This window comes from Arachnia propionica, assembly GCF_003932785.1.
Lineage (GTDB): Bacteria > Actinomycetota > Actinomycetes > Propionibacteriales > Propionibacteriaceae > Arachnia > Arachnia propionica_B.
The window spans coordinates 1-18784 of sequence record NZ_RQYT01000031.1; the positions used below are offsets into that span (position 1 = coordinate 1).

The 18784-nt window shown below is 68.9% G+C and carries 13 protein-coding genes; 4 read left to right on the forward strand and 9 right to left on the reverse strand.

Features of this window, described 5'->3' with window-relative positions:
- Positions 1-134: 134 nt before the first annotated feature.
- Genes EII35_RS11395 through cimA form a run of 4 tightly spaced genes read right to left on the reverse strand, consistent with a single transcriptional unit; the run spans position 135 to position 4377 of the window.
- A complete protein-coding gene (locus tag EII35_RS11395; protein ID WP_125228593.1) occupies positions 135-1058 on the reverse strand; it encodes an asparaginase in 924 nt (307 codons plus the stop codon).
- A gap of 29 nt (positions 1059-1087) precedes the next feature.
- The gene (locus EII35_RS11400; protein ID WP_125228594.1) at positions 1088-1993 is read right to left on the reverse strand and encodes a CPBP family intramembrane glutamic endopeptidase; all 906 of its coding nucleotides are present in this window, start codon (positions 1991-1993) and stop codon (positions 1088-1090) included.
- A complete protein-coding gene (locus tag EII35_RS11405; RefSeq protein ID WP_125228595.1) occupies positions 1990-2787 on the reverse strand; it encodes a fumarylacetoacetate hydrolase family protein in 798 nt (265 codons plus the stop codon). The genes EII35_RS11400 and EII35_RS11405 overlap by 4 nt, the downstream gene beginning before the upstream one ends.
- 15 nt (positions 2788-2802) lie before the next feature.
- Positions 2803-4377 (reverse strand): citramalate synthase, encoded by a 1575-nt coding sequence (gene cimA, locus EII35_RS11410; RefSeq protein ID WP_125228596.1) that lies wholly within the window; start codon positions 4375-4377, stop codon positions 2803-2805.
- A gap of 96 nt (positions 4378-4473) precedes the next feature.
- On the opposite strand from cimA, the gene EII35_RS11415 reads away from it, so the two are divergent.
- Positions 4474-5526, forward strand: coding sequence for a 3-isopropylmalate dehydrogenase (locus EII35_RS11415; protein ID WP_125228597.1), 1053 nt, complete (start codon positions 4474-4476; stop codon positions 5524-5526).
- 75 nt (positions 5527-5601) lie between these two features.
- Here EII35_RS11415 and EII35_RS11420 read toward each other — a convergent pair whose 3' ends face one another.
- From EII35_RS11420 to EII35_RS11440, 5 genes are all read right to left on the reverse strand, one after another.
- Positions 5602-7113 carry a flotillin family protein gene (locus EII35_RS11420; RefSeq protein WP_125228598.1) on the reverse strand — a complete coding sequence of 504 codons (1512 nt, stop codon included), beginning with the start codon at positions 7111-7113 and terminating at the stop codon, positions 5602-5604.
- Between the two features lie 12 nt (positions 7114-7125).
- On the reverse strand, positions 7126-7635 hold the full coding sequence (locus tag EII35_RS11425; RefSeq protein ID WP_125228599.1) for an NfeD family protein: 510 nt from the start codon (positions 7633-7635) through the stop codon (positions 7126-7128).
- Between the two features lie 145 nt (positions 7636-7780).
- Complete coding sequence (gene ilvC / locus EII35_RS11430) at positions 7781-8812, reverse strand: ketol-acid reductoisomerase (protein WP_125228600.1); 1032 nt, start codon at positions 8810-8812, stop codon at positions 7781-7783.
- 23 nt (positions 8813-8835) lie between these two features.
- Positions 8836-9360, reverse strand: coding sequence for an acetolactate synthase small subunit (gene ilvN / locus EII35_RS11435; protein ID WP_464115352.1), 525 nt, complete (start codon positions 9358-9360; stop codon positions 8836-8838).
- Positions 9339-11075 carry an acetolactate synthase large subunit gene (locus EII35_RS11440; RefSeq protein ID WP_125228602.1) on the reverse strand — a complete coding sequence of 579 codons (1737 nt, stop codon included), beginning with the start codon at positions 11073-11075 and terminating at the stop codon, positions 9339-9341. Before EII35_RS11440 ends, ilvN begins: the two co-directional genes overlap by 22 nt.
- A 400-nt stretch (positions 11076-11475) precedes the next feature.
- Here EII35_RS11440 and EII35_RS11445 point away from each other — a divergent pair, with 400 nt between their 5' ends.
- The 3 genes from EII35_RS11445 to EII35_RS11455 are packed head-to-tail and all read left to right on the forward strand — an operon-like array spanning position 11476 to position 17644.
- Entirely contained in the window at positions 11476-12546 is a 1071-nt protein-coding gene (locus EII35_RS11445; protein WP_185744296.1) for a septal ring lytic transglycosylase RlpA family protein, read from the forward strand.
- Between the two features lie 48 nt (positions 12547-12594).
- Complete coding sequence (locus EII35_RS11450; protein WP_125228604.1) at positions 12595-15975, forward strand: hypothetical protein; 3381 nt, start codon at positions 12595-12597, stop codon at positions 15973-15975.
- Positions 15976-15985: 10 nt separating this feature from the next.
- Positions 15986-17644 (forward strand): outer membrane protein assembly factor BamB family protein, encoded by a 1659-nt coding sequence (locus EII35_RS11455; RefSeq protein WP_125228605.1) that lies wholly within the window; start codon positions 15986-15988, stop codon positions 17642-17644.
- Positions 17645-18784 lie beyond the last annotated feature (1140 nt).

Consider the following 18784-nt stretch of genomic DNA (forward strand, 5'->3'; position numbering starts at 1 on the left):
TCCGAACCCCAAAATGACCGCAAGCCTCACGCTCACACTACGTGAGGCACCAACCCACCCTTCGCGCTCATTCCTACGTGAGGCACCTCGATCGTCTCCAGGACGCCCCACACGACGACCGGGACGGCCCTTCCCTAGCGCTCGAGGCCCTCCAGCGCGGCGGTGAACTCCTCGTCGACGACGACCTCGCCGGGGCCACTCGTCACCTCGTGGCCGAGCGCCCTGAGCACGGCGTCCATCACCTCGAAGCGACCACGACCCATGCCATCGGTCATCTTCAGGGCGATGCCGGTGCCGTCCGGCAACCCCACGGCCAGCACCCCCTCGGCACCCACCTTGCAGACGGCGCCCGGCACCTGGTCGACGAGCTTCGCGACGCTCCCCCCGATGCAGGAGGTGTACTCCGCGTGGTTCCGGAAGGCATCGGCCACGAGCCGGGCGGGCCCGTCGGACTCGGTGGAGATGCGACCGAACCCGGCAGCCAGCCCGGGCAGGGTCGTCGCGAAGGCCGGCGCGGTGCACCCGTCCACGACCGGCTCCCCGACGACACCGCAGTACTCGTCGATGACCTCGCGGATGCCCTGCTGCAGCGGATGGGACGGATCCCGGTAGTTCTCGACGGGCCATCCCGCCAGCAGACAGGTGCGCAGCATCGCCGCGTGCTTGCCGGAGCAGTTGTGGGCCAGCGGCTCCTTGTCCCGCCCCGCGAGCAGCCAGGCCCGCATGGCCTCCGGATCGCCGGGCAGGTCGGCCGTGTGCTGGAAGTCGTCGACGCCGAGCCCGGAACGCTCGAGGATCGTCAACGCCCCCCTGAGATGGATCTCCTGGCCGTGGTGGGAGGCACCCGCCAGGGCGAGCAGTTCACCGGTCAGGTCGAGCCCGCTGCGGAGCATGGCGATCACCTGGAAGGGTTTGAGGGCCGACCTCGGCAGGACCGGGGTCGCCATCTCCCCGAGGCTGAGCCGGACCCCCTCGGGACCACTGACGCAGAGTCGACCGCGATGAGCGGACTCCGCGACCCAACCCCGGTGCACATCGGCGAGACGAACATCGAACACGACGGCAGTCTAGGGCCCCGAAGCCGTGTTCAGCGCAGCCCGGCCCCCGGGGTTCGTGTCGCGACGTTCATGCGTCTTCCGATCCACCTCGACGCCACCGCACACACCGCGAAGCCCAGAAGCGCCCACGCCGCGGCCCCCCATGGGATGGCGGTCACCGCCGCCGTCGCCGCCACACCACCGGTGAACAGGGCGTAACCGAAGGCCATGAGGTTGTTCACCACGTGCACCGCGATGGCCGCCTCCAGGCCACCGGTGGCGATGACGAGGGCCCCGGCGACGAGCCCGAACCCGAGCCGATGAAGGAACAGGGGCGGGTTCTGGACACCGTGGAACACCGCGAAGACCACGGCTGACACCACCACCCCGACCCACGCCCGGCCCGCCAACGAGCCGATGGTCTGCTGCAGGTAACCACGGAAGAGGACCTCCTCCGCCGCGGCCTGGAGCGGCGAGCTGACGAGGATGATCCCGAGGAAGACGTACCAGCCGGGCTGGGGGGACTGCCAGTGCTGACCGGGCGACTCAGGGCCGATCCACACGAGGAGGTTGAGCAGCACGACGGCCACGAGGGCGCACACGATGAGGTACCGCCACCGCATCCCCGGCTGCACCGACGCCGTCCAGACGACATCGGTGGCGTGCAGATGGCGCATGAGCACCCACACGACGAGGATCATCGAGGCCAGCCCCAGATGGCTTGCCAGCACCCCCTCCGGGAAGTGGTAGGCCAACGCCGCGCTGACGTGGCCGGGGACGTCGTCGACCTGACGGATCCCGGCGACGGCCATGACGACGACCATCGCGATGACCCCCGGCAGGATGAGGAACAGTCCCAGCACGGTGACCGCCCCCAGCAGCAACTGGACGGGCGGTTGCCCGCGCAGCACGAGCGGGTGGACGACCCCGGAGGGCACCGGGAGCCCCCCGCTCATGCCCCCGCCACGGGGTTGCTGAGGGCACCGAGTCCGTCGATCTCGACGGTGACGACATCACCGTCGGCCATCGCTCCCACCCCGGCCGGGGTTCCCGTGAGGATGACGTCCCCGGGCAACAGGGTCGTGAACGAGGAGACGTGGACCACGAGTTCAGCGATGCCCCGCACCATCTGGGAGGTGTTGCCGGACTGACGGATCTCCTCCCCCAGCCTCGTCTCGATCCCGAGACGAGAGGCCTCGGCGAGGCTCAGGTGCGTGTTGATCCATGGGCCGAGCGGGCAGAAGGTGTCGGAGCCCTTGGCACGGGTCCACTGCTCCCGCTGCCAGTCCCTGGCGGTCACGTCGTTCGCGATGGTGTAGCCGAAGATGACCTCCGGCACGCGTTCGAGGGGCACCTGCTTGCAGATGCGGCCGATGACCACGGCCAGCTCGCCCTCGTAGTGGAGGTCCTCGCATCCCTCCGGGCGCACGATCACATCCCCTGGGCCGATGACGCAGGTGTTCGGCTTGAGGAACAGCAACGGCTCCTCGGGGACGACGTTGCCGAGCTCCGCCGCGTGCTCAACGTAGTTGCGCCCCACCCCGACGATCTTGCTGCGCGGGATGACCGGGGCGAGCAACCTCACCTCGTCGAGGTCGAACCGTGCCCCCGTGTAGTTCACGGCGACACCGGCCAGAGGGTCACCGGTGATGGCGGCGACGGTGTCCGGGTGATCGCCACCGTCCACGGCGAGTTCGATGATGCCGTAGGCGGGATCCTGACCGGCCGCGGCGAAACGAGCGATACGCATGGGCGCAGCCTACCGTCACAGATGCGTGATGATGCCGTAGCAGATCGCGTCGAAGAGGGCCTCCCACGACGCCTCGATCACATTGGTGCCGACCCCGACCGTCGTCCAGGTCAGGCCACCCCAGGACGTGTCGATGAGGGTGCGGACGATCGCATCGGTGCCGTGGCCCTCGTCGAGGATGCGCACCCGGTAGTCGGTCAGCTCGAACTCCGCGACCTCCGGGTAGGCCGGGGCGACGGCCTGCCGCAGCGCCTGGTCCATCGCGTTGACGGGGCCGTTGCCCTCGCCCACGACCATGTGTCGCTCGCCCTTCGCGGTGAGCTTCACCGTCGCCTCCGTGATGGAGACCCCGTCCCGCTCCTCCGTGAACACCCGCCACGAGTGCACCTCAACGGGAGCCATCGGCAGCCCCAGCTCGTCACGCAGCAGCAACTCGAAACTCGCGTCGGAGGCCTCGTAGGAGTACCCCTCGGCCTCCTTCGCCTTCACGAGATCCGTGATCCTGGCCGCGACGTCCCTGTCGGCGAGGTCGAATCCCAGCTGCTGCCCCTTGATCTGGATGTTGGCCCGTCCGGCCATGTCGGAGATGAGCATCCGCATGTCGTTGCCGACCCGCGCCGGGTCGATGTGCTGGTACAGGTTGGCGTCGACCTTCACGGCGGAGGCGTGGAGGCCCCCCTTGTGGGCGAAGGCCGAGTGCCCCACGTAGGGCATCCTGCCGAGGAGGGGCTGGTGGGCGACCAGGGCGATGGCATGGGCGACGCGGGTCAGCTCGGACAGCCTCCCCTCCGGCAGGACCCGCCAGTCGTACTTGAGTTCCAGGTTCGGGATGATGGTGGCGAGATCGGCGTTGCCGGTGCGTTCCCCGTACCCGTTGAACGTCCCCTGGACGTGCATGACACCGGCCTCGACTGCGGCGAGGGTGTTCGCGACGGCACAGCCCGAGTCGTTGTGGCAGTGGATCCCCAGCCGGGCCCCCGTGCCCGCGGCCGCCCTGACGACCTCCCCCATCCAACTGGGGAGCATGCCGCCGTTGGTGTCGCAGAGCACCACCACCTCGGCCCCCGCCTCGGCGGCGGCGGACACCACCGCCAGGGCATGGTCGGGGTTCGCGCGGTAGCCGTCGAAGAAGTGCTCGCAGTCGACGAAGACCCGCCGTCCCTGACCGACGAGGTACTCCACCGTGTCCGTGACCATCGCCAGATTCTCCACCAAGGAGGTCCTGAGTGCCCGAGTGACGTGTTCGTCGTGACTCTTCGCGACGACGCACACGTACTCGGTGCCAGCCTCCAGCAGCGCGGCCAGGAGCGGATCCGTCGCGGCCGTGCCCCCGGGACGCCGGGTGGCGCCGAAGGCCACGAGCCGGGACGTCGTGAGTTCGAGCTCGCGCGCCCTGGCGAAGAACTCGGTGTCCGCGGGGTTGGCCCCCGGCCACCCGCCCTCGATGAAGGTGACCCCCAACTCGTCGAGATACCGGGCGATCCTCAGCTTGTCCTTCACGCTGAGATTGATCCCCTCCTGTTGACCACCGTCACGCAGGCTCGTGTCGAACAGGTGGAACTCCGCAGGGCGCTGTGGAACTCGGGACATGATGCTCTCCTTCACCGTTCCGGCAACGGTAGGGCAATGTCTCGCGAGCTGGGAATCCGCTCCCCACGATCTGAGACACCCTCTAGTGTTCACACCATGACGAAACAGCGGTTGGCGATCATCGGCGGCGACGGGATCGGGCCGGAGGTGACCGCCGAGGCGTTGAAGGTGCTCCGCGCCGTCGCCGGACCGGATGCGTTCGAGGAGGTCCACTACGACCTGGGCGCCGAACGCTGGCAGCGCACCGGGGAGGTCCTGCCGGATTCGGTCCTGACGGAACTCGCCACCGTCGACGCCATCATGCTGGGAGCGGTCGGCGCCGCACCGGGCTCGAAGGCCGTGCCCTCCGGGCTCCTGGAACGGGGCCTGCTGCTGAAACTTCGGTTCGCCTTCGACCACGGGGTGAACCTGCGACCGTCCCGTCTCCACCCGGGCGTCGACACCCCTCTGGCTCCCGAGGTCGTGGCGAAGGGGGACATCGACTTCGTCGTGGTGCGTGAGGGCACCGAGGGGCTCTACTGCGGCAACGGTGGCGCGGTGCGTTCCGGCACCGCCCAGGAGATCGCCACCGAGGTCTCCGTGAACACCGCCTTCGGCGTGGAACGGGTGATCCGTGACGCCTACGAGCGTGCCCGTTCCCGTCGTGGCCGACTCACGCTGCTGCACAAGCACAACGTGCTGGTCCACGCCGGCGGCCTGTGGCAGCGGCTGTTCACCCAGGTCGGCGAGGAGTTCCCCGACGTGGAACGCAGCTACCTCCACATCGATGCGGCCATGATCGCGATGGTCGTCAACCCCGCCCAGTTCGACGTCATCGTGACCGACAACCTGTTCGGCGACATCATCACCGATCTGGCGGCCGCCGTGACGGGCGGGATCGGACTGGCGGCATCGGCCAACATCAACACCTCGGGCGAGTTCCCCTCGATGTTCGAGCCCGTCCACGGCTCCGCCCCGGACATCGCAGGCAAGGGCGTGGCTGATCCCGTCGCTGCGATCAGCTCGGCCGCGCTGCTGTTGGCCCACCTCGGCCGGCCCGATCTGGCGGCCAGGATCGACGACGCCGTCGCGCACGAGATCTCCGCCCGCTCCGCCGGGCCCGTGTCGACCTCAAAGGTCGGCGACCGGATCGCCGCTGCGGTCTCCTGACGGACGATCTCATCAAGAGCGGAGGCGCTCCCATGTGGGAGCGCCTCCATCATCACCTGCCTCGCGGGGCCGCGATCAGGCCTCGGTCGCCTCGCCCTTGACCACACCCTGGGCACCACCGGTGCGGGACTTCAGCATGTCCAGCACATCGATGCCCGTGGTGTTCTTGATCATCTCCACCGTCTGCAGGACGTTGTCGTTGATCTGGCGCGGCAGCGCGGCCGCCCCGTCCGTCGAGACGACGGTGAGCTTGTCGATCGCGCCCATCGGGGCCGCGACCTTCTCCGCCACCTGCGGCAGCACCTCAACCAACATCTGGAGGACGGCGGCCTCGTTGTAGTTGGCGAAGGCCGCGGCCCGCTTGTCCATGGCCTCGGCCTCGGCGGCACCGATCGCGAGCACCGCGGCAGCCTTCGCCTCACCCTCGGCGCGGGTGGCCTCGGCCTCGGCGATACGACGGGCCTTCTCGGCCTCACCGCGACGGGCACCCTCGATGGCCTCGGCCTCCGCCAGTGCGGCACGGCGCTGCTTCTCACCCTCACCGGTGAGCCGTGCCGTCTCGGCGGCGGCCTCGGCGTCGGCGATCGCAGCGGCCTTGCGGGCCTCGGCCTCGAAGATCTCCGAGTTCCGACGCGCCTGGGCCTGGGTCTCCGTCTCGTACCGCTTCGCATCCGCGGGCTTGCGGACCTCGGTGTCGAGCTGACGGTCCTTCAGTGCCGCCTGACGCACGGCCACCTTCTCCTGCTCGGCGAGGATCGCCTGGTCACGATCCGCCTGGGCCAGCGGGCCGGAGGCCGCGGCCTGGGCGCGAGCCGCGTCGGTCTCGGCCTTGATCTCGGCCTCCTTGAGCACCAGGGCCCGCTCCGAGATGGCGATCTCCTGCTCCGCGGCGATACGGGCCTGCTCCGCCTCCCGGCGGGCGTTCGCCTCCGCGATGGCGGCGATCTGCCCGACCTTGGCCGATTCGGGACGCCCCAGGTCGGAGAGGTAGGTGCCGTCGTCGGTGATGTCCTGGATCTGGAAGGTGTCGAGCACGAGTCCCTGACCGGTCAGGGACGCCTCCGACTCGTCGGCCACCCGCTGGGCGAAGGCGGCACGGTCGCGAATGATCTGCTCGACGGAGAGACCACCGACGATCGACCGCAGGGCACCCGCGAGGGTCTCCTGGGTGAAGGTCTCGATCTCCTCCTGCTGCATGAGGAACCGCTGCGCGGCAGCGCGGATGGAGTCCTCGTTGCCACCGACCTTGACGATGGCAACACCGTCGAGGTTGAGCTTGATGCCCTGCCCGGACACGGCGTTGCGGATCTGGACCATGATGCGACGGCTCGACAGGTCGAGCACGTGGAGACGCTGGATGAGGGGGATGACGAAGACGCCGCCACCCATGATGACCTTCTGGCCGGACAGGTCCGTGGAGACAACACCGGTCTCGGGATTGGTGACCGCCCTCCCCTTCTGGCCCGTGATGATGTACGCCTCGTTGGGCCGCGCCACCCGGTACCGGCTGGCGATCAGCCAGATCACCAGGATGGCGAGGAGGATGACACCCCCGATACCCGTGAGGAGGGAGGAGAGTTCTGGCATTGATGGTCCTTTCTACTGGGGTGGGAGTTCAGGAACGACGGGTCGGACCTCGACCGCCGTCGGGGAGATGATCGCGGAGACCCACACCTGGGTTCCTGCGGGAATCGGGACGGGGGAGATGGCCGCCCGTTTGTCGTGGCTGCCGTGGATGCGGACCTCGCCGAATCCGGACGACGGGATGTCGGTGACCACGCGGGCCTCGGAACCCACGAGTGCCTCGTTCTTCACGATCGCCCCGGATTCCCCCCGTTTGAGCCAGCGGGTGAGCCCCACGGCACCCCACGCCGCGAGGAAGCCGCTCACGAGACCCACGGGTACCGTCACCCAGAAGGTGTCGAGGAAGGCCGACGCCGCCAACCCTCCGAAGCCGAAGGCCCCCACGAAGGCGGCGATGGCGGAGACGGAGAAGATCTCCGAGTCGAACCCGTCGAAGTGGAAGGCCGCGTCGAAGAAGTCCCCCAGGATGATGAACACCGCGAGGGCCAGGGAACCAAGGATTCCGAGGATGAGAAAGATGCTCATCGGTGTGTTTCCTCCCGTCCTTGGCGTCTCCCAATGCTACCAAGACCCCGGGTCATCCCGGCCTTGGGCCGTCCCTCGAACGGCGACACGGGGTGCCGACGCAGCCGTCGACACCCCGTGCACGTTGATTGGACCGGTACGTGATTCAGCGAGCCGCCGAGCCCTCCACGTAGTCGTCGGTGCCGTGATCCTTGACCCAGCTCATGAGGCCCCGCAGTTCCTTGCCGGTCGCCTCGATCGGGTGGGCCTCCCCCGCGGCGCGGAACGCCTTGAACTCGGGGGCGCCCGCATCCTGGTCGTCGATGAAGCGCTTGGCGAAGGCCCCGGACTGGATGTCGGCGAGGACGGCCTTCATGTTCTCCTTCACGTGGGCGTCGATCACCCGGGGGCCGGAGACGTAGTCGCCGAACTCCGCGGTGTCGGACACGCTCCACCGCTGCTTGGCGATGCCTCCCTCGTACATGAGGTCGACGATGAGCTTCAGCTCGTGCAGGCACTCGAAGTAGGCCACCTCGGGCTGGTACCCGGCCTCGACGAGGGTCTCGAAACCGGCCTGGACGAGGGCCGAGGCCCCGCCGCAGAGCACCGCCTGCTCACCGAACAGATCCGTCTCCGTCTCCTCGGTGAAGGTGGTCCTGATGCCGCCGGCACGCAGCGCCCCGATCGCCTTCGCGTAGGACAGCGCCAGCGGCCAGGCGTTGCCGGTGGCGTCCACCTCGACGGCGATGATCGCCGGAACGCCCCGTCCCTCGGAGTACTCGCGCCGCACGAGGTGGCCGGGCCCCTTCGGGGCGACCATGCAGACGTCGACGCCCTCCGGGGCGGTGATGTAGCCGAAGCGGATGTTGAACCCGTGGGCGAAGAACAGGGCATCACCCGGCACGAGGTGAGGCTTGATCTCCTCGGCGTACAGCTTCCGCTGCACCTGGTCGGGGGCGAGGATCATGACGAGGTCGGCCTCCTCGACGGCTTCCGCGACGGGGAGGACCCGGAGCCCCTCGGCCTCGGCCTTCGCCGCCGACTTCGAGCCGGGGCGGAGCCCCACCCGGACGTCGACACCGGAGTCGCGGAGGCTGAGCGCGTGGGCGTGGCCCTGGGAGCCGTACCCGATGACGGCGACGCTGCGGCCCTGGATGACGGACAGGTCGGCGTCGGAGTCGTAGAACATCTCTGCCATGTGGGTTTCCTTCGTGTGGGTGGTTACTTGGACTTGTGGTCGTTGAGTGTGCGTGCGCCGCGGCCGAGGGCGACCTGACCGGACTGGACGAGTTCCTGGATGCCGTGCGGGCTGAGCATCTCGAGCAGGGCGGTGAGCTTCTCCGGGCTGCCCGTTGCCTCGATCGTGATGGACTCGGCGCTGACGTCGACGGCCTTGCCCCGGAACAGGCTCACCACGTCGATGATCTGGCTCCGGGAGTTGACGTCGGCCCTGACCTTCACCAGCACCATCTCCCGGCAGACGGTGCTGGGGCCCAGCTCGAGGACCTTGCGCACCTCGATGAGCTTGTTGAGCTGCTTGACGATCTGCTCCAGGGCGGCGTCGTCCTCGACGGAGGCGACGACGGTCATGCGGGAGATCTCGGGGCGTTCCGTCGGACCGACCGCGAGCGAGTCGATGTTGAACCCGCGGCGCGAGAACAACGCGGAGATCCGGGTGAGGACGCCGGGTTTGTTGGAGACCAGAACCCCCAGGGTGTGCGTGCTCACAGTTCCTCCTCCTCCCATTCGGGGGCCATGTTACGGGCCACGAGAATCTCGTCGTTGCTGACACCGGCCGGCACCATCGGCCACACCATGGCGTCCTTGTGGACCACGAACTCGATGACGACGGGACGATCGTTGATCTCCAGGGCCCTCGCGATGCAGTCCTCCATCTCCTCCTCGTTGGTGGCCCGCATGCCGACGCACCCCATGGCCTCGGCCAGCATCGGGAAGTTGGGGAGGTGCTCGGTGGACAGATCGGTGTTGGAGTAGCGCGAGCCGTAGAAGAGGGACTGCCACTGCCGCACCATGCCCAGCGCGTTGTTGTTGATGATGGCGATCTTGATGGGGATGTTGTTGAGGGCGCAGGTGACGAGCTCCTGGTTGGTCATCTGGAAGCAGCCGTCGCCGTCGATGCCCCACACGGTGCGTTCCGGGTGGGCGACCTTCGCCCCCATGGCCGCGGGGACGCAGAAGCCCATGGTCCCGGCCCCCCCGGAGTTGAGCCAGGAACGGGGCCGCTCATGGGGCAGGAAATGTGCGCTCCACATCTGGTGCTGCCCGACCCCGGCGACGTAGACGGTGTCCTCGGGGCTGAGCTGACCGATGCGTTGGATGACCTCCTGGGGGGAGAGCCTGCCGTCGGGCGCCTCGTCCCAACGGGGCTGGTAGCGCTGCTTCATGCCGAGCAGCATCTCCCGCCACGCCGCGGCCTGCGGTGCCACGCCGATCTCCTCGGCGAGCAGCGCCAGGGTCTGACGGCAGTCCCCGACGATGGGGATGTCCACGGCCTTGTTCTTCCCGATCTCGGCCGGGTCGATGTCGGCGTGGATCACCTTCGCGTGCGGGGCGAACGAGTCGAGCCTTCCGGTGACCCGATCGTCGAAACGGGTGCCGACGGCGACGAGGAGGTCCGCCTTCTGCAGGGCACCGACCGCGGCGACGGTGCCGTGCATGCCAGGCATGCCCATGTGCAGTTCGTGGGAATCCGGGAAGGCTCCCCGGGCCATGAGCGTCGTGACGACCGGGATCTGGGTGATCTCGACCAGCCGGGCCAATTCCTCGTAGGCCTCGGCCCTGACGACCCCACCGCCGACGTACAGCACCGGGCGTCTGGCCTGTTCGATGAGGCGGGCCGCCGCCCTGATCTGGCGGACGTGGGGCTTGACGGTCGGCTTGTAGCCGGGCAGCTCCAACTCCTTCGGCCAGTGGAAGGGGGCGCTGCCTGCCAGGGCGTCCTTGGCGATGTCGACGAGCACGGGACCGGGCCGACCCGTCGACGCGATGTGGAACGCCTCCTTGATCGCCAGCGGGATGTCCTCGGTTCGCTTGATGAGGAAGCTGTGCTTGGTGATCGGCATGACGATGCCCCGGATGTCGGCCTCCTGGAAGGCATCCGTGCCGATCGCCGTCGAGTTCACCTGTCCCGTGATCGCCACGAGCGGGGTGGAGTCCATGTAGGCGTTGCCGATCGGGGTGACGAGGTTGGTCGCGCCCGGACCGGAGGTCGCGATGCAGACCCCGACCCGTCCACTCACCATCGCGTAGCCCTCGGCGGCGTGCCCCGCCCCCTGTTCGTGGCGCACCAGGATGTGCCGGATCCTCGAGTCGTACAGCGGGTCGTACGCCGGGAGGATGGCCCCACCCGGAATGCCGAAGGCCACCTCGACGCCGACCAGCTCCAGCGACTCGACGAGCGCCTGGGCGCCAGTCATCATCCTGCCCTCTGCCTCCGACATGTCTCTCCCTTCGGTCTCGGCCTGCACCGTTGCTTCCCCAACAAAAAACCCTCGGCGCCTTGGGCGCGCGAGGGAGCGTCTCGACTGGTGGATCGAAACGCTGTCAGACGATTACGAGCTGGCCGCTGGTCATGGGCCAACAATTGCGCCCCGGACGGTGCATGTCAAGCACTTCTCCCCCACTGTCCTGCATCGTGAGACGGTTTCGCGGGCGAGCGGACAGGCACATCCACTGCGGTCGTCACGATCCCCTCCTCCGGGCACCCTCGTGAAGGCCCGGGCCCAGCTCACCCCTGAACCTCGACATCGGGTCGAGGGTTGGGGACCCCGGGACTTGGGCCAACGGAACCAAGATGCTTAACGTGACGTCGAACGTCATCGAATGATTCAGGAGTACCTCATGAGCATGATCGATCACGTACGTCGTTTCTGCGTCGTCGCAGGGCTCACCGCTGTGCTCAGTGTCCCAGCGCCCGCGGTGTTCCCCACCACGACGGCCGTCGCGGCAGCCGGGGACACCGTGACCGCTCGGGTGAACGTCAACATCAGGAGTGGCCCGGGCACCTCCCACCCGAGGCTCGGGCTGCTCCGGGCCGGACAGACCCTCCAGGCCCGGGGCTCCGCCGTCAACGGGTGGGTGCCGGTCTCCCACCGAGGTCGGGACGCCTGGGTCTCGGCGCCCCACGTCCGCACCAGCCCCGCCACCGCGCCCGTTCCCGCGGATGCGACCGCCATCGGGCAGGCGAGGACGACGACACGCCTCAACGTGCGGCCGCAGCCCAGCACCTCCAACCGCCCCCTGACGGTCCTCGCCAAGGGCGCCACCGTCGGGACCACCGGGGTGGTGTCCGGGACGTGGACCCAGATCGTGTGGCGCAGCGGCACCGCCTGGGTGGCCTCCCGCTACCTGGCCAGTGGTGGTTCCGCCCCTGTCCCGGCCCCGGACCCCGTCGTCTCCCCGACCCCGACACCCGCGCCCGCCACCACCGGGTCCCGTTGGGCCACCACTGAACTGAACCTCTGGGTCTCCGCCACCGGCAGCCGATACCGCGGCACCGTCCCGAAGGGCACCGAACTCAGGATCACCGGTACCGTCAGTCGCGGCCGCGCCCAGGTGGTGTGGCGGGGAACCACGCGCTGGGTCACTGCCCGGTACCTCTCGGAGACCGCCCCGGGAACCGTCCCCACCGGCACCCAGTCCTGCCTCGCGTCGTTCTACGGCGACGACACCGCCACGGCATCCGGGGAACCCTTCGACCGGTGGGCGATGAAAACCGCTCACCGGAGCCTGCCCTTCGGCACCCGTCTCAGGGTGACGAACCCGAGCAACGGCAAGTCCGTCGTCGTCACGGTCAACGATCGCGGCCCCTACGTCGCCGGACGCTGCCTCGACCTCACCACCGGCGCCTTCCGGGAGATCGCGGACCTGGAGCAGGGGGTCATCAAGGTGAACTTCGAGATCGTGCGATGAACGTGCCCCCTCTGTTGCGCGACGGGAGGGGTGCAGCATAGTTGTGGCATGACCTCCGCCGCTGACATCGCCGCCATCAACCTACGCCTCCGTCTCCTGGACCTCCCGGTACCCAGCTCCACCTGGGACGAGACCGCAGCCGAGCTGGTCCGACCGCTGCTGGCCCGTCAGCGGGAGTTCAACAGACGCCTGTCGCATCGGCTTCCCGCCGTGGACGGCCGCATCCAGGCCTTCCTCGACTCCTACCTCGAGGGGACGGGGACGAGCCCGCAGCTGCCACGTCAGACCCTCGTCCTCGATCAGGCGGGCTTGGCGAGGACGCTGTCCCTTCCCCTCAACGGGGACACCTTCACCTCCGACTACCTCAGCAGCTACCGCCTCGCCAACGGGATCCTGCACAACCCCGTGAACGATCGACGCACCACCAAGGGGGTCTTCCACATCGCGGAGGGTGGGCTGCCGATCCAGGACGACAAGCTGGCGGTACCGCGTGAGGTCTACGGTCGTCTCCTCGAACACGCCTTCAACCCCCCGCCCCGCACCATGGCCCTGCCCTACACGACGGGCCAGGAGGAGCCGGCGAGGGCGTGGGTGTCGCTGTTGCTGCGCCCCGTCGTGGTGCCCGAGGTCCCCGGTCAGTTCAGGGAACGGAGCCTGGAGATCCGTTTCTTCGCTCCCGGCACCCTCGTGGCGAACCTCGACTTCGTGGAGGGGATCTTCGGCAACGGCGGTGACCCCTACCTTCCGGAGAACGACGCCTCTCTCATGCCCCGCGCCTGGACCGGCCACACGGGAGCCGTGATCCTGGCCCCCCACCTGACTCGGCTCACCAAGAAGGAGCTGGGCCTGCCCCACGAGAAGGACGCCACCGAACGTCAACGCCGGGACGGGATGTGCTGGAGCAGCCCCGACGAGCTGTACAACGACGGCCAGGCCTTCAAGGTGTGCGCCAGGGACGAGCGCGGGGTCATCGTCACGGTCATCGCCGACAACTACTTCGGGTACTGCAAGAAGGAGGTCAAGGCGCAGATCAGTTACGCCGCGAACCTCCTCGGCCTCGTCGAGGAGGAGCATGCCGGGGGCGCCATCTGCTTCCCCCGCTACAACCTCGGGCAGCAGTTCACCGACAACTACGCCGACCCCAGCTACACCCTCGCCGACGTCATCGCCCGCGACCCACAACGCTTCATCCCGCAGCCGGAGGGCCACGCCGTCGACCGGGAGAACCCGTCGGTGGTCCTGGTGCCCCAGGGCTCCACGTACAGCCTGCGCACCCAGCAGGTGACCTGGGAGGTCGACGGGATCCCCGGCCGGATCCCCCTGCGCGCCGACCGCACCTACGTCGGGCCCGACGGCTACCTCGTCCAGTTGCAGCACCTGGCCAGCGACGGGGCCCAGTGGACGCTCATCGGGACCGCGCCCGTCACCACCCACTGCCACAAACCGGCCACGGTCTCCGGGGGCGGCAAGTCGGAGATCTCCAAGGCCATCACGGATGCCTTCATCACCGGCAACGCCTACGTGAGGGACTTCGACGAGGACATGTCCGCGGTCGCGGCGATCCTCGAGCGGGACTACTCCACCCGGTTCCGCGACCCTGCCCTGATGGGCAGCGACCAGCGCGCCGTCCTCTCCGACCAGCGGTCGGTCGGTTCGGTCATCAAACTCCTCTCCCCCTCCTCGGACTACACCGACGAGTACAACGTCTGGTTGGAGAGCATCCCCCACCACGTCAAGGAACTCGTCTTCGTCGTCAAACGCTTCTACCGGCCCGAATGGGGTGAGGACTGGGCCAGCCACTTCACCGTGGGCATCATCAACGGCCGCAAGGGCAGTTCCCTGCGCCTCGACGGTGAGAAGATCCACGTCAACATGCTCCGGGTGGGATTCGCGCCCGACGGTTCCTGGCGGCTGTTCGGACTGCGACACGACTTCCACCCCGCCGCCAAGATCCAGACGGAGGACGACATCACCGCCAGCATCGTGGTGCCCCCGGACGCAGCCGGGGCCCCCACCTCACGCAAGTTCGTCAAGAACTGCGAGAACCTCCTGTTCCAGCGACCCGACGACGCGAAGCATCGCGGCTACGACAAGCAGGCCGAGCTGGACATCGCCCAACCGGGGACGTTCCTGTCGAACTTCGAGCCCCTCGACCAGCGTGCCGTGCGCGCGATGGTCGACAACGCCGTCGAGTTCAGTCAGTTCTCCGCACCCATGCAGGACCTGCTGCGCCGGTTCGCCTCGCAGGAGGAGTCCTCCCCCGCCTGGGTCGTCAGCTCCGCCCACACCCGGCTGGTCGGCGGCAAACGCTCCAAGAACCCCAGGTACCTGCAGGTGCGCCCGGACGTGGCGGCCCCGGAACGCTCAGCCCTCGCCGAACTGGCGGCACGGCTGCAACGCAAACTCCCGATGACCCGACCGTTGAAGCTGGCGGTGGACGTCGTCGCGGCCGGTCGACGCAACAATGCGGCCGAGGAGGGCGTGCCGCCGCTGTGTGCGTACTCCCCCCTGCACTTCATGGAACTCCCCGAGCTGTTCATGGAGTTCATCAGCTCCATGACGGGCAAGTCGCCCTCCACCACGGGTGCCGGCTCCGAGGGAGCGATGACCAAGGGTCCGTTCAATGCCCTGCCCGCCGTCTACGACCTCAACGCGGCCTTCCTCTCCTTCGCCCTGACGGGCTACGACGGCTGGTTGTCCAGCGCCGGGGTCGTCGGACCGCACGTGCGCGTCGACCATGACATCTCGCTGCTCGTGCCCGAGGTGTTCTCCAGGATGAGCCCCACGGAGCGGGACGCCGGGAACCTCATCGCCGACGGCTGCCTGGAACGCATCGAGGACTACGAGATCGACGGGGAGCTGATCCTCGCCTCGCGGCTGGGGTACCGGATGACGGAGAAGTTCGCGACGAAGTACTTCGGCCGGATCTTCCTCCACCCGCACGCCGTGTTCACCCCCGAGATGCTCCGCCCGGAGCTGCAGGATCCGCAGGTCTTCGCCGACTCGGTCCGCACGATCTCGACGACCCACCGGCGGGTGGCGCGAAGCTACATCGAGGACGGCACCATCGCGCTGGCCGTTCCCCCGATCCGAGCGCTGCTCGAGATCATGGCGAACGGCCACACCGCGGACGGGCTCACCCTCGACGACGCCCCGTTCCGGGAGACCTTCTCCCGCGACTCCGTGCTGGCATCGCAGTGGTACGCCGCCCGGATCGATGCGCTGCGCGACGTCGAGGTGGCGAGGCTGGAACGATCCCTCGACTCGATCGACGACTTCACCTCGAACGAACTGCACCGGCAGACGGCGAGCAGGCTGGGGCTGGCCGCCCGTCGTGCCTCCGTGGCGTCCCGGATCAAGGACCTCCAGGAACAGCCCACGCTGCTGTGGGGGACCGTCGGGCGGCAGGTGCAGTGGCGACTGCCGTAGCCTCCCCTTCATGAGACGTCACGGCGTGGGGGTCCCGGGGGTGCTGGCCATGGCTGGCATCGTCGGGATCTCCGCCGCGACCGTCCACCTGAGCTGGCCCCACCGGGAACCCGGTCAGTCCCCCTTCGCGCCGCAGGACGGTGTCGCCTCGGCCCATCGGGAGGGGGAGGCGTGGGTCACCCACGATCACGCGATCACCCGCGGCGCACCCATGGCGGAGAGTGGGCCCGAGTGGGCGGTGCTCAGCCTGCCCGAGTTCAAGGACGTCCTCGCCGCGAACTGGTGGCTGCAGTTCACCACCCGGACGGAGGGAGCCGTCGTCTCCCACGGCACGGTGTTGCGCCTGTTGCGGGAGGGCCGGATCGAACGCACCCTCTCCATGACCGATGACGGTGAGGTCCATCTCTTCTCCCCTCCTCTGCTGGAACTCCCCGCCGATCCCCGCCCCGGGGACACGTGGAGTTCCAGTGGGACCCTCCGCTTCGTGGACGGGACCGGGGAATCCGCCTGGCAGTGGCAGGCACGGGCAGACACCCCTGAGGACGATCACCAGCGGGAATCCGGATGCCTCGTCGTCACGGGCACGCTCACCACGGGGGATCATCAGGAGGACCGGGAGGAGACCTGGTGCCCGGGACGAGGGGTGGTTCCCCAGCCCGGCGGCCGGTCCACCCTCCCGCCCCTGGATCTGTCGGACGACATCGCGTGGAACCCCGCGTCCTGGACCCACTTCTCGGACCCGCTCACCCCGCCCGCACCGCTCATCTGGCACACCGGTCTCGCCCCGGTGGGCCGCGGGGACCTCCTGGTCCTGGCCCACGGATCCAGCGAGGACCTCATCTTCTCCCGGCTGCCCGACGCCTCGTTCCGGGCCCATCCCGGCGGGGACGTGCTCACCCTGGGCCGGCGAGGGGATCTCGTCCTCACGACGACCACCACCCCGGCGTTGGTGGCCCACGACCTGCAGGGGCGGCGACGCTGGCAACGTCGACTGGCGGAGGTCGTCCCCGTCGAACCGGCCTTCTCCGGCGACAGGATCCTCGTGCAGGACGCGACCTCCACGATCACGGTCCTCGACGCGCACACCGGCAACGTCATCTGGGAGACCTTCCTGGATGATCCGCCCCGGGCGGCACCCATCTGGTGCGGGGAGCACGCGGTGGTCGCGACGGCGGAGGGCGTCGTGGGGCTCGACGGCGACGACGGTGGCGGGGACTGGGAGGTCGACCTGCCGGAGCCCACGACGGACCTGGCCTGCGTGGCCGGGAGGGTCGTCGCCCTCGGGCTGTCCCGGATCGAACTGCTCAACCCCAACGGGCAGCGTCTCAGCACGGCATCCCTGCCCCCGCAGGACACCCTGCGGGCAGGTTTCGACGTGGCGGGGGTCCTCGTGGCCCGCACCACGCAAGGGTTGCGTGGCTACTCCGTCGATGGTGGGAGGATCGTCCCCCTGTGGACCGAGGCGGGCGAGTTCGTGGATGTCGCGAGTGACGGACAGGTCCTCGCCGCGTTGACGAGGAAGCGCCTCGAGGTGTTCGACGCCACCGGGAACCTCGTCGACTCGTGGCGCATGCAGACGCTCCCGGGCGACGGCGAGGCCCGACTCGGGGTCACGGACAGGGGTGTGGTGAGCCTCGGATCGGACGGCTTCCTGAGGGGGACGCGATGATCGAGACCCTCCGGATCGTGTGGAACTCGGCCCTCGTGCGCCCCCTCGAGAGCGGACTGGTTCGGCCCTCCCATTGGCATCCCACCCTACGGCTGCTCGGCGGCGTCATGGCCGCCCTCCTCCTGATCGGTGCCGGCACCGTCCTGGCCACCCCTTTCCTCCGAGCCGGCACGGATCTCGTCGAGGTCTGGCCCGGCATCCACATGCCCGCCGCGACCATGCCGCTCATCGCCGTCGGACTGTGGTTCTGTCTGACCCTGCTCAACACGGCGGCATTGAGGGTGGGGTGGCCCCTGAAACTCCTCGCTCTGGCCCATCAGCTCGCCGGCTGCCTGCTGCTGATGCCGGTGTCGAGGGGTTCGTGGCTGTTCTGGGCCTCGCTGGGCGGTGTCGTCCTGTTCGGGCTGCTGCTGTTCCTGCCCCGTCGCCCGGGGTTCAGGACCTGGGAGTTCATGACGGTGGCCCTCCTGACCTTCGTCAGCACCACGTTGCCGCTGCAAGGGACGATGTCCTGGCTGTCCCTCGGTCATGGCGACCTTCGTCCCACCCTCCTGGGGGGCCAGCTCCAGCTGGTCCTCATCCTGGCCGTCCCGAGCCTCACCGTGGCGGGCGCCACCCTGACGCAGTTGTCCGCCCAGATCGGCCTGGCCACGGGGACGGCCCTGACGACCCGGGGCGCCCCTCGCTGGCTCATCGGCCTCCTCGTCGGCCTGTTGCTGTGGCGCAGCTGGTCCATCCTCTCCGACGCACTCGCCGAACCCCCCGACCACTTCCTGCCGTCACTGCTGTGGGCCGCCATCGCGGTGCTGGGCTCCTGGCTGGCCTGGCGCGGACTTCAGGGGCTGGCCTCCCGGGGACCGGCCGGGGGCCCGGTCACCCTCATCGAGCCCTTCACGGCGGTGAGCTATCTCCTCGTCCTGGCCTCGGGCCTCGGCCTCCTCCTCCCCTCCTACGCCACGGTGGCCACGCTGGTCATGACGCTGACGGGCACCACCGCTCCCCCATGGCTGACCCGGCTCACGGAACTCGGCAACCTCGACTGGTTCACCCGCCTCTTCAGGGTGCTCGCCGGACTGGTGCTGGTGGGCCTTGGCGTCAGGATGGCGCGGCGACGGGGAATCTGGCAGGTCGGGGCCCTCG

Bases quoted from the DNA above. Each gene is read 5' to 3' on its own strand.
- EII35_RS11400 (WP_125228594.1), bottom strand. From the start codon at position 1,993: ATGAGCGGGGGGCTCCCGGTGCCCTCCGGGGTCGTCCACCCGCTCGTG.
- EII35_RS11405 (WP_125228595.1), bottom strand. From the start codon at position 2,787: ATGCGTATCGCTCGTTTCGCCGCGGCCGGTCAGGATCCCGCCTACGGC.
- cimA (WP_125228596.1), bottom strand. From the start codon at position 4,377: ATGTCCCGAGTTCCACAGCGCCCTGCGGAGTTCCACCTGTTCGACACG.
- EII35_RS11415 (WP_125228597.1), top strand. From the start codon at position 4,474: ATGACGAAACAGCGGTTGGCGATCATCGGCGGCGACGGGATCGGGCCG.
- EII35_RS11420 (WP_125228598.1), bottom strand. From the start codon at position 7,113: ATGCCAGAACTCTCCTCCCTCCTCACGGGTATCGGGGGTGTCATCCTC.
- EII35_RS11425 (WP_125228599.1), bottom strand. From the start codon at position 7,635: ATGAGCATCTTTCTCATCCTCGGAATCCTTGGTTCCCTGGCCCTCGCG.
- ilvC (WP_125228600.1), bottom strand. From the start codon at position 8,812: ATGGCAGAGATGTTCTACGACTCCGACGCCGACCTGTCCGTCATCCAG.
- ilvN (WP_464115352.1), bottom strand. From the start codon at position 9,360: ATGGGAGGAGGAGGAACTGTGAGCACGCACACCCTGGGGGTTCTGGTC.
- EII35_RS11440 (WP_125228602.1), bottom strand. From the start codon at position 11,075: ATGTCGGAGGCAGAGGGCAGGATGATGACTGGCGCCCAGGCGCTCGTC.
- EII35_RS11445 (WP_185744296.1), top strand. From the start codon at position 11,476: ATGAGCATGATCGATCACGTACGTCGTTTCTGCGTCGTCGCAGGGCTC.
- EII35_RS11450 (WP_125228604.1), top strand. From the start codon at position 12,595: ATGACCTCCGCCGCTGACATCGCCGCCATCAACCTACGCCTCCGTCTC.
- EII35_RS11455 (WP_125228605.1), top strand. From the start codon at position 15,986: ATGAGACGTCACGGCGTGGGGGTCCCGGGGGTGCTGGCCATGGCTGGC.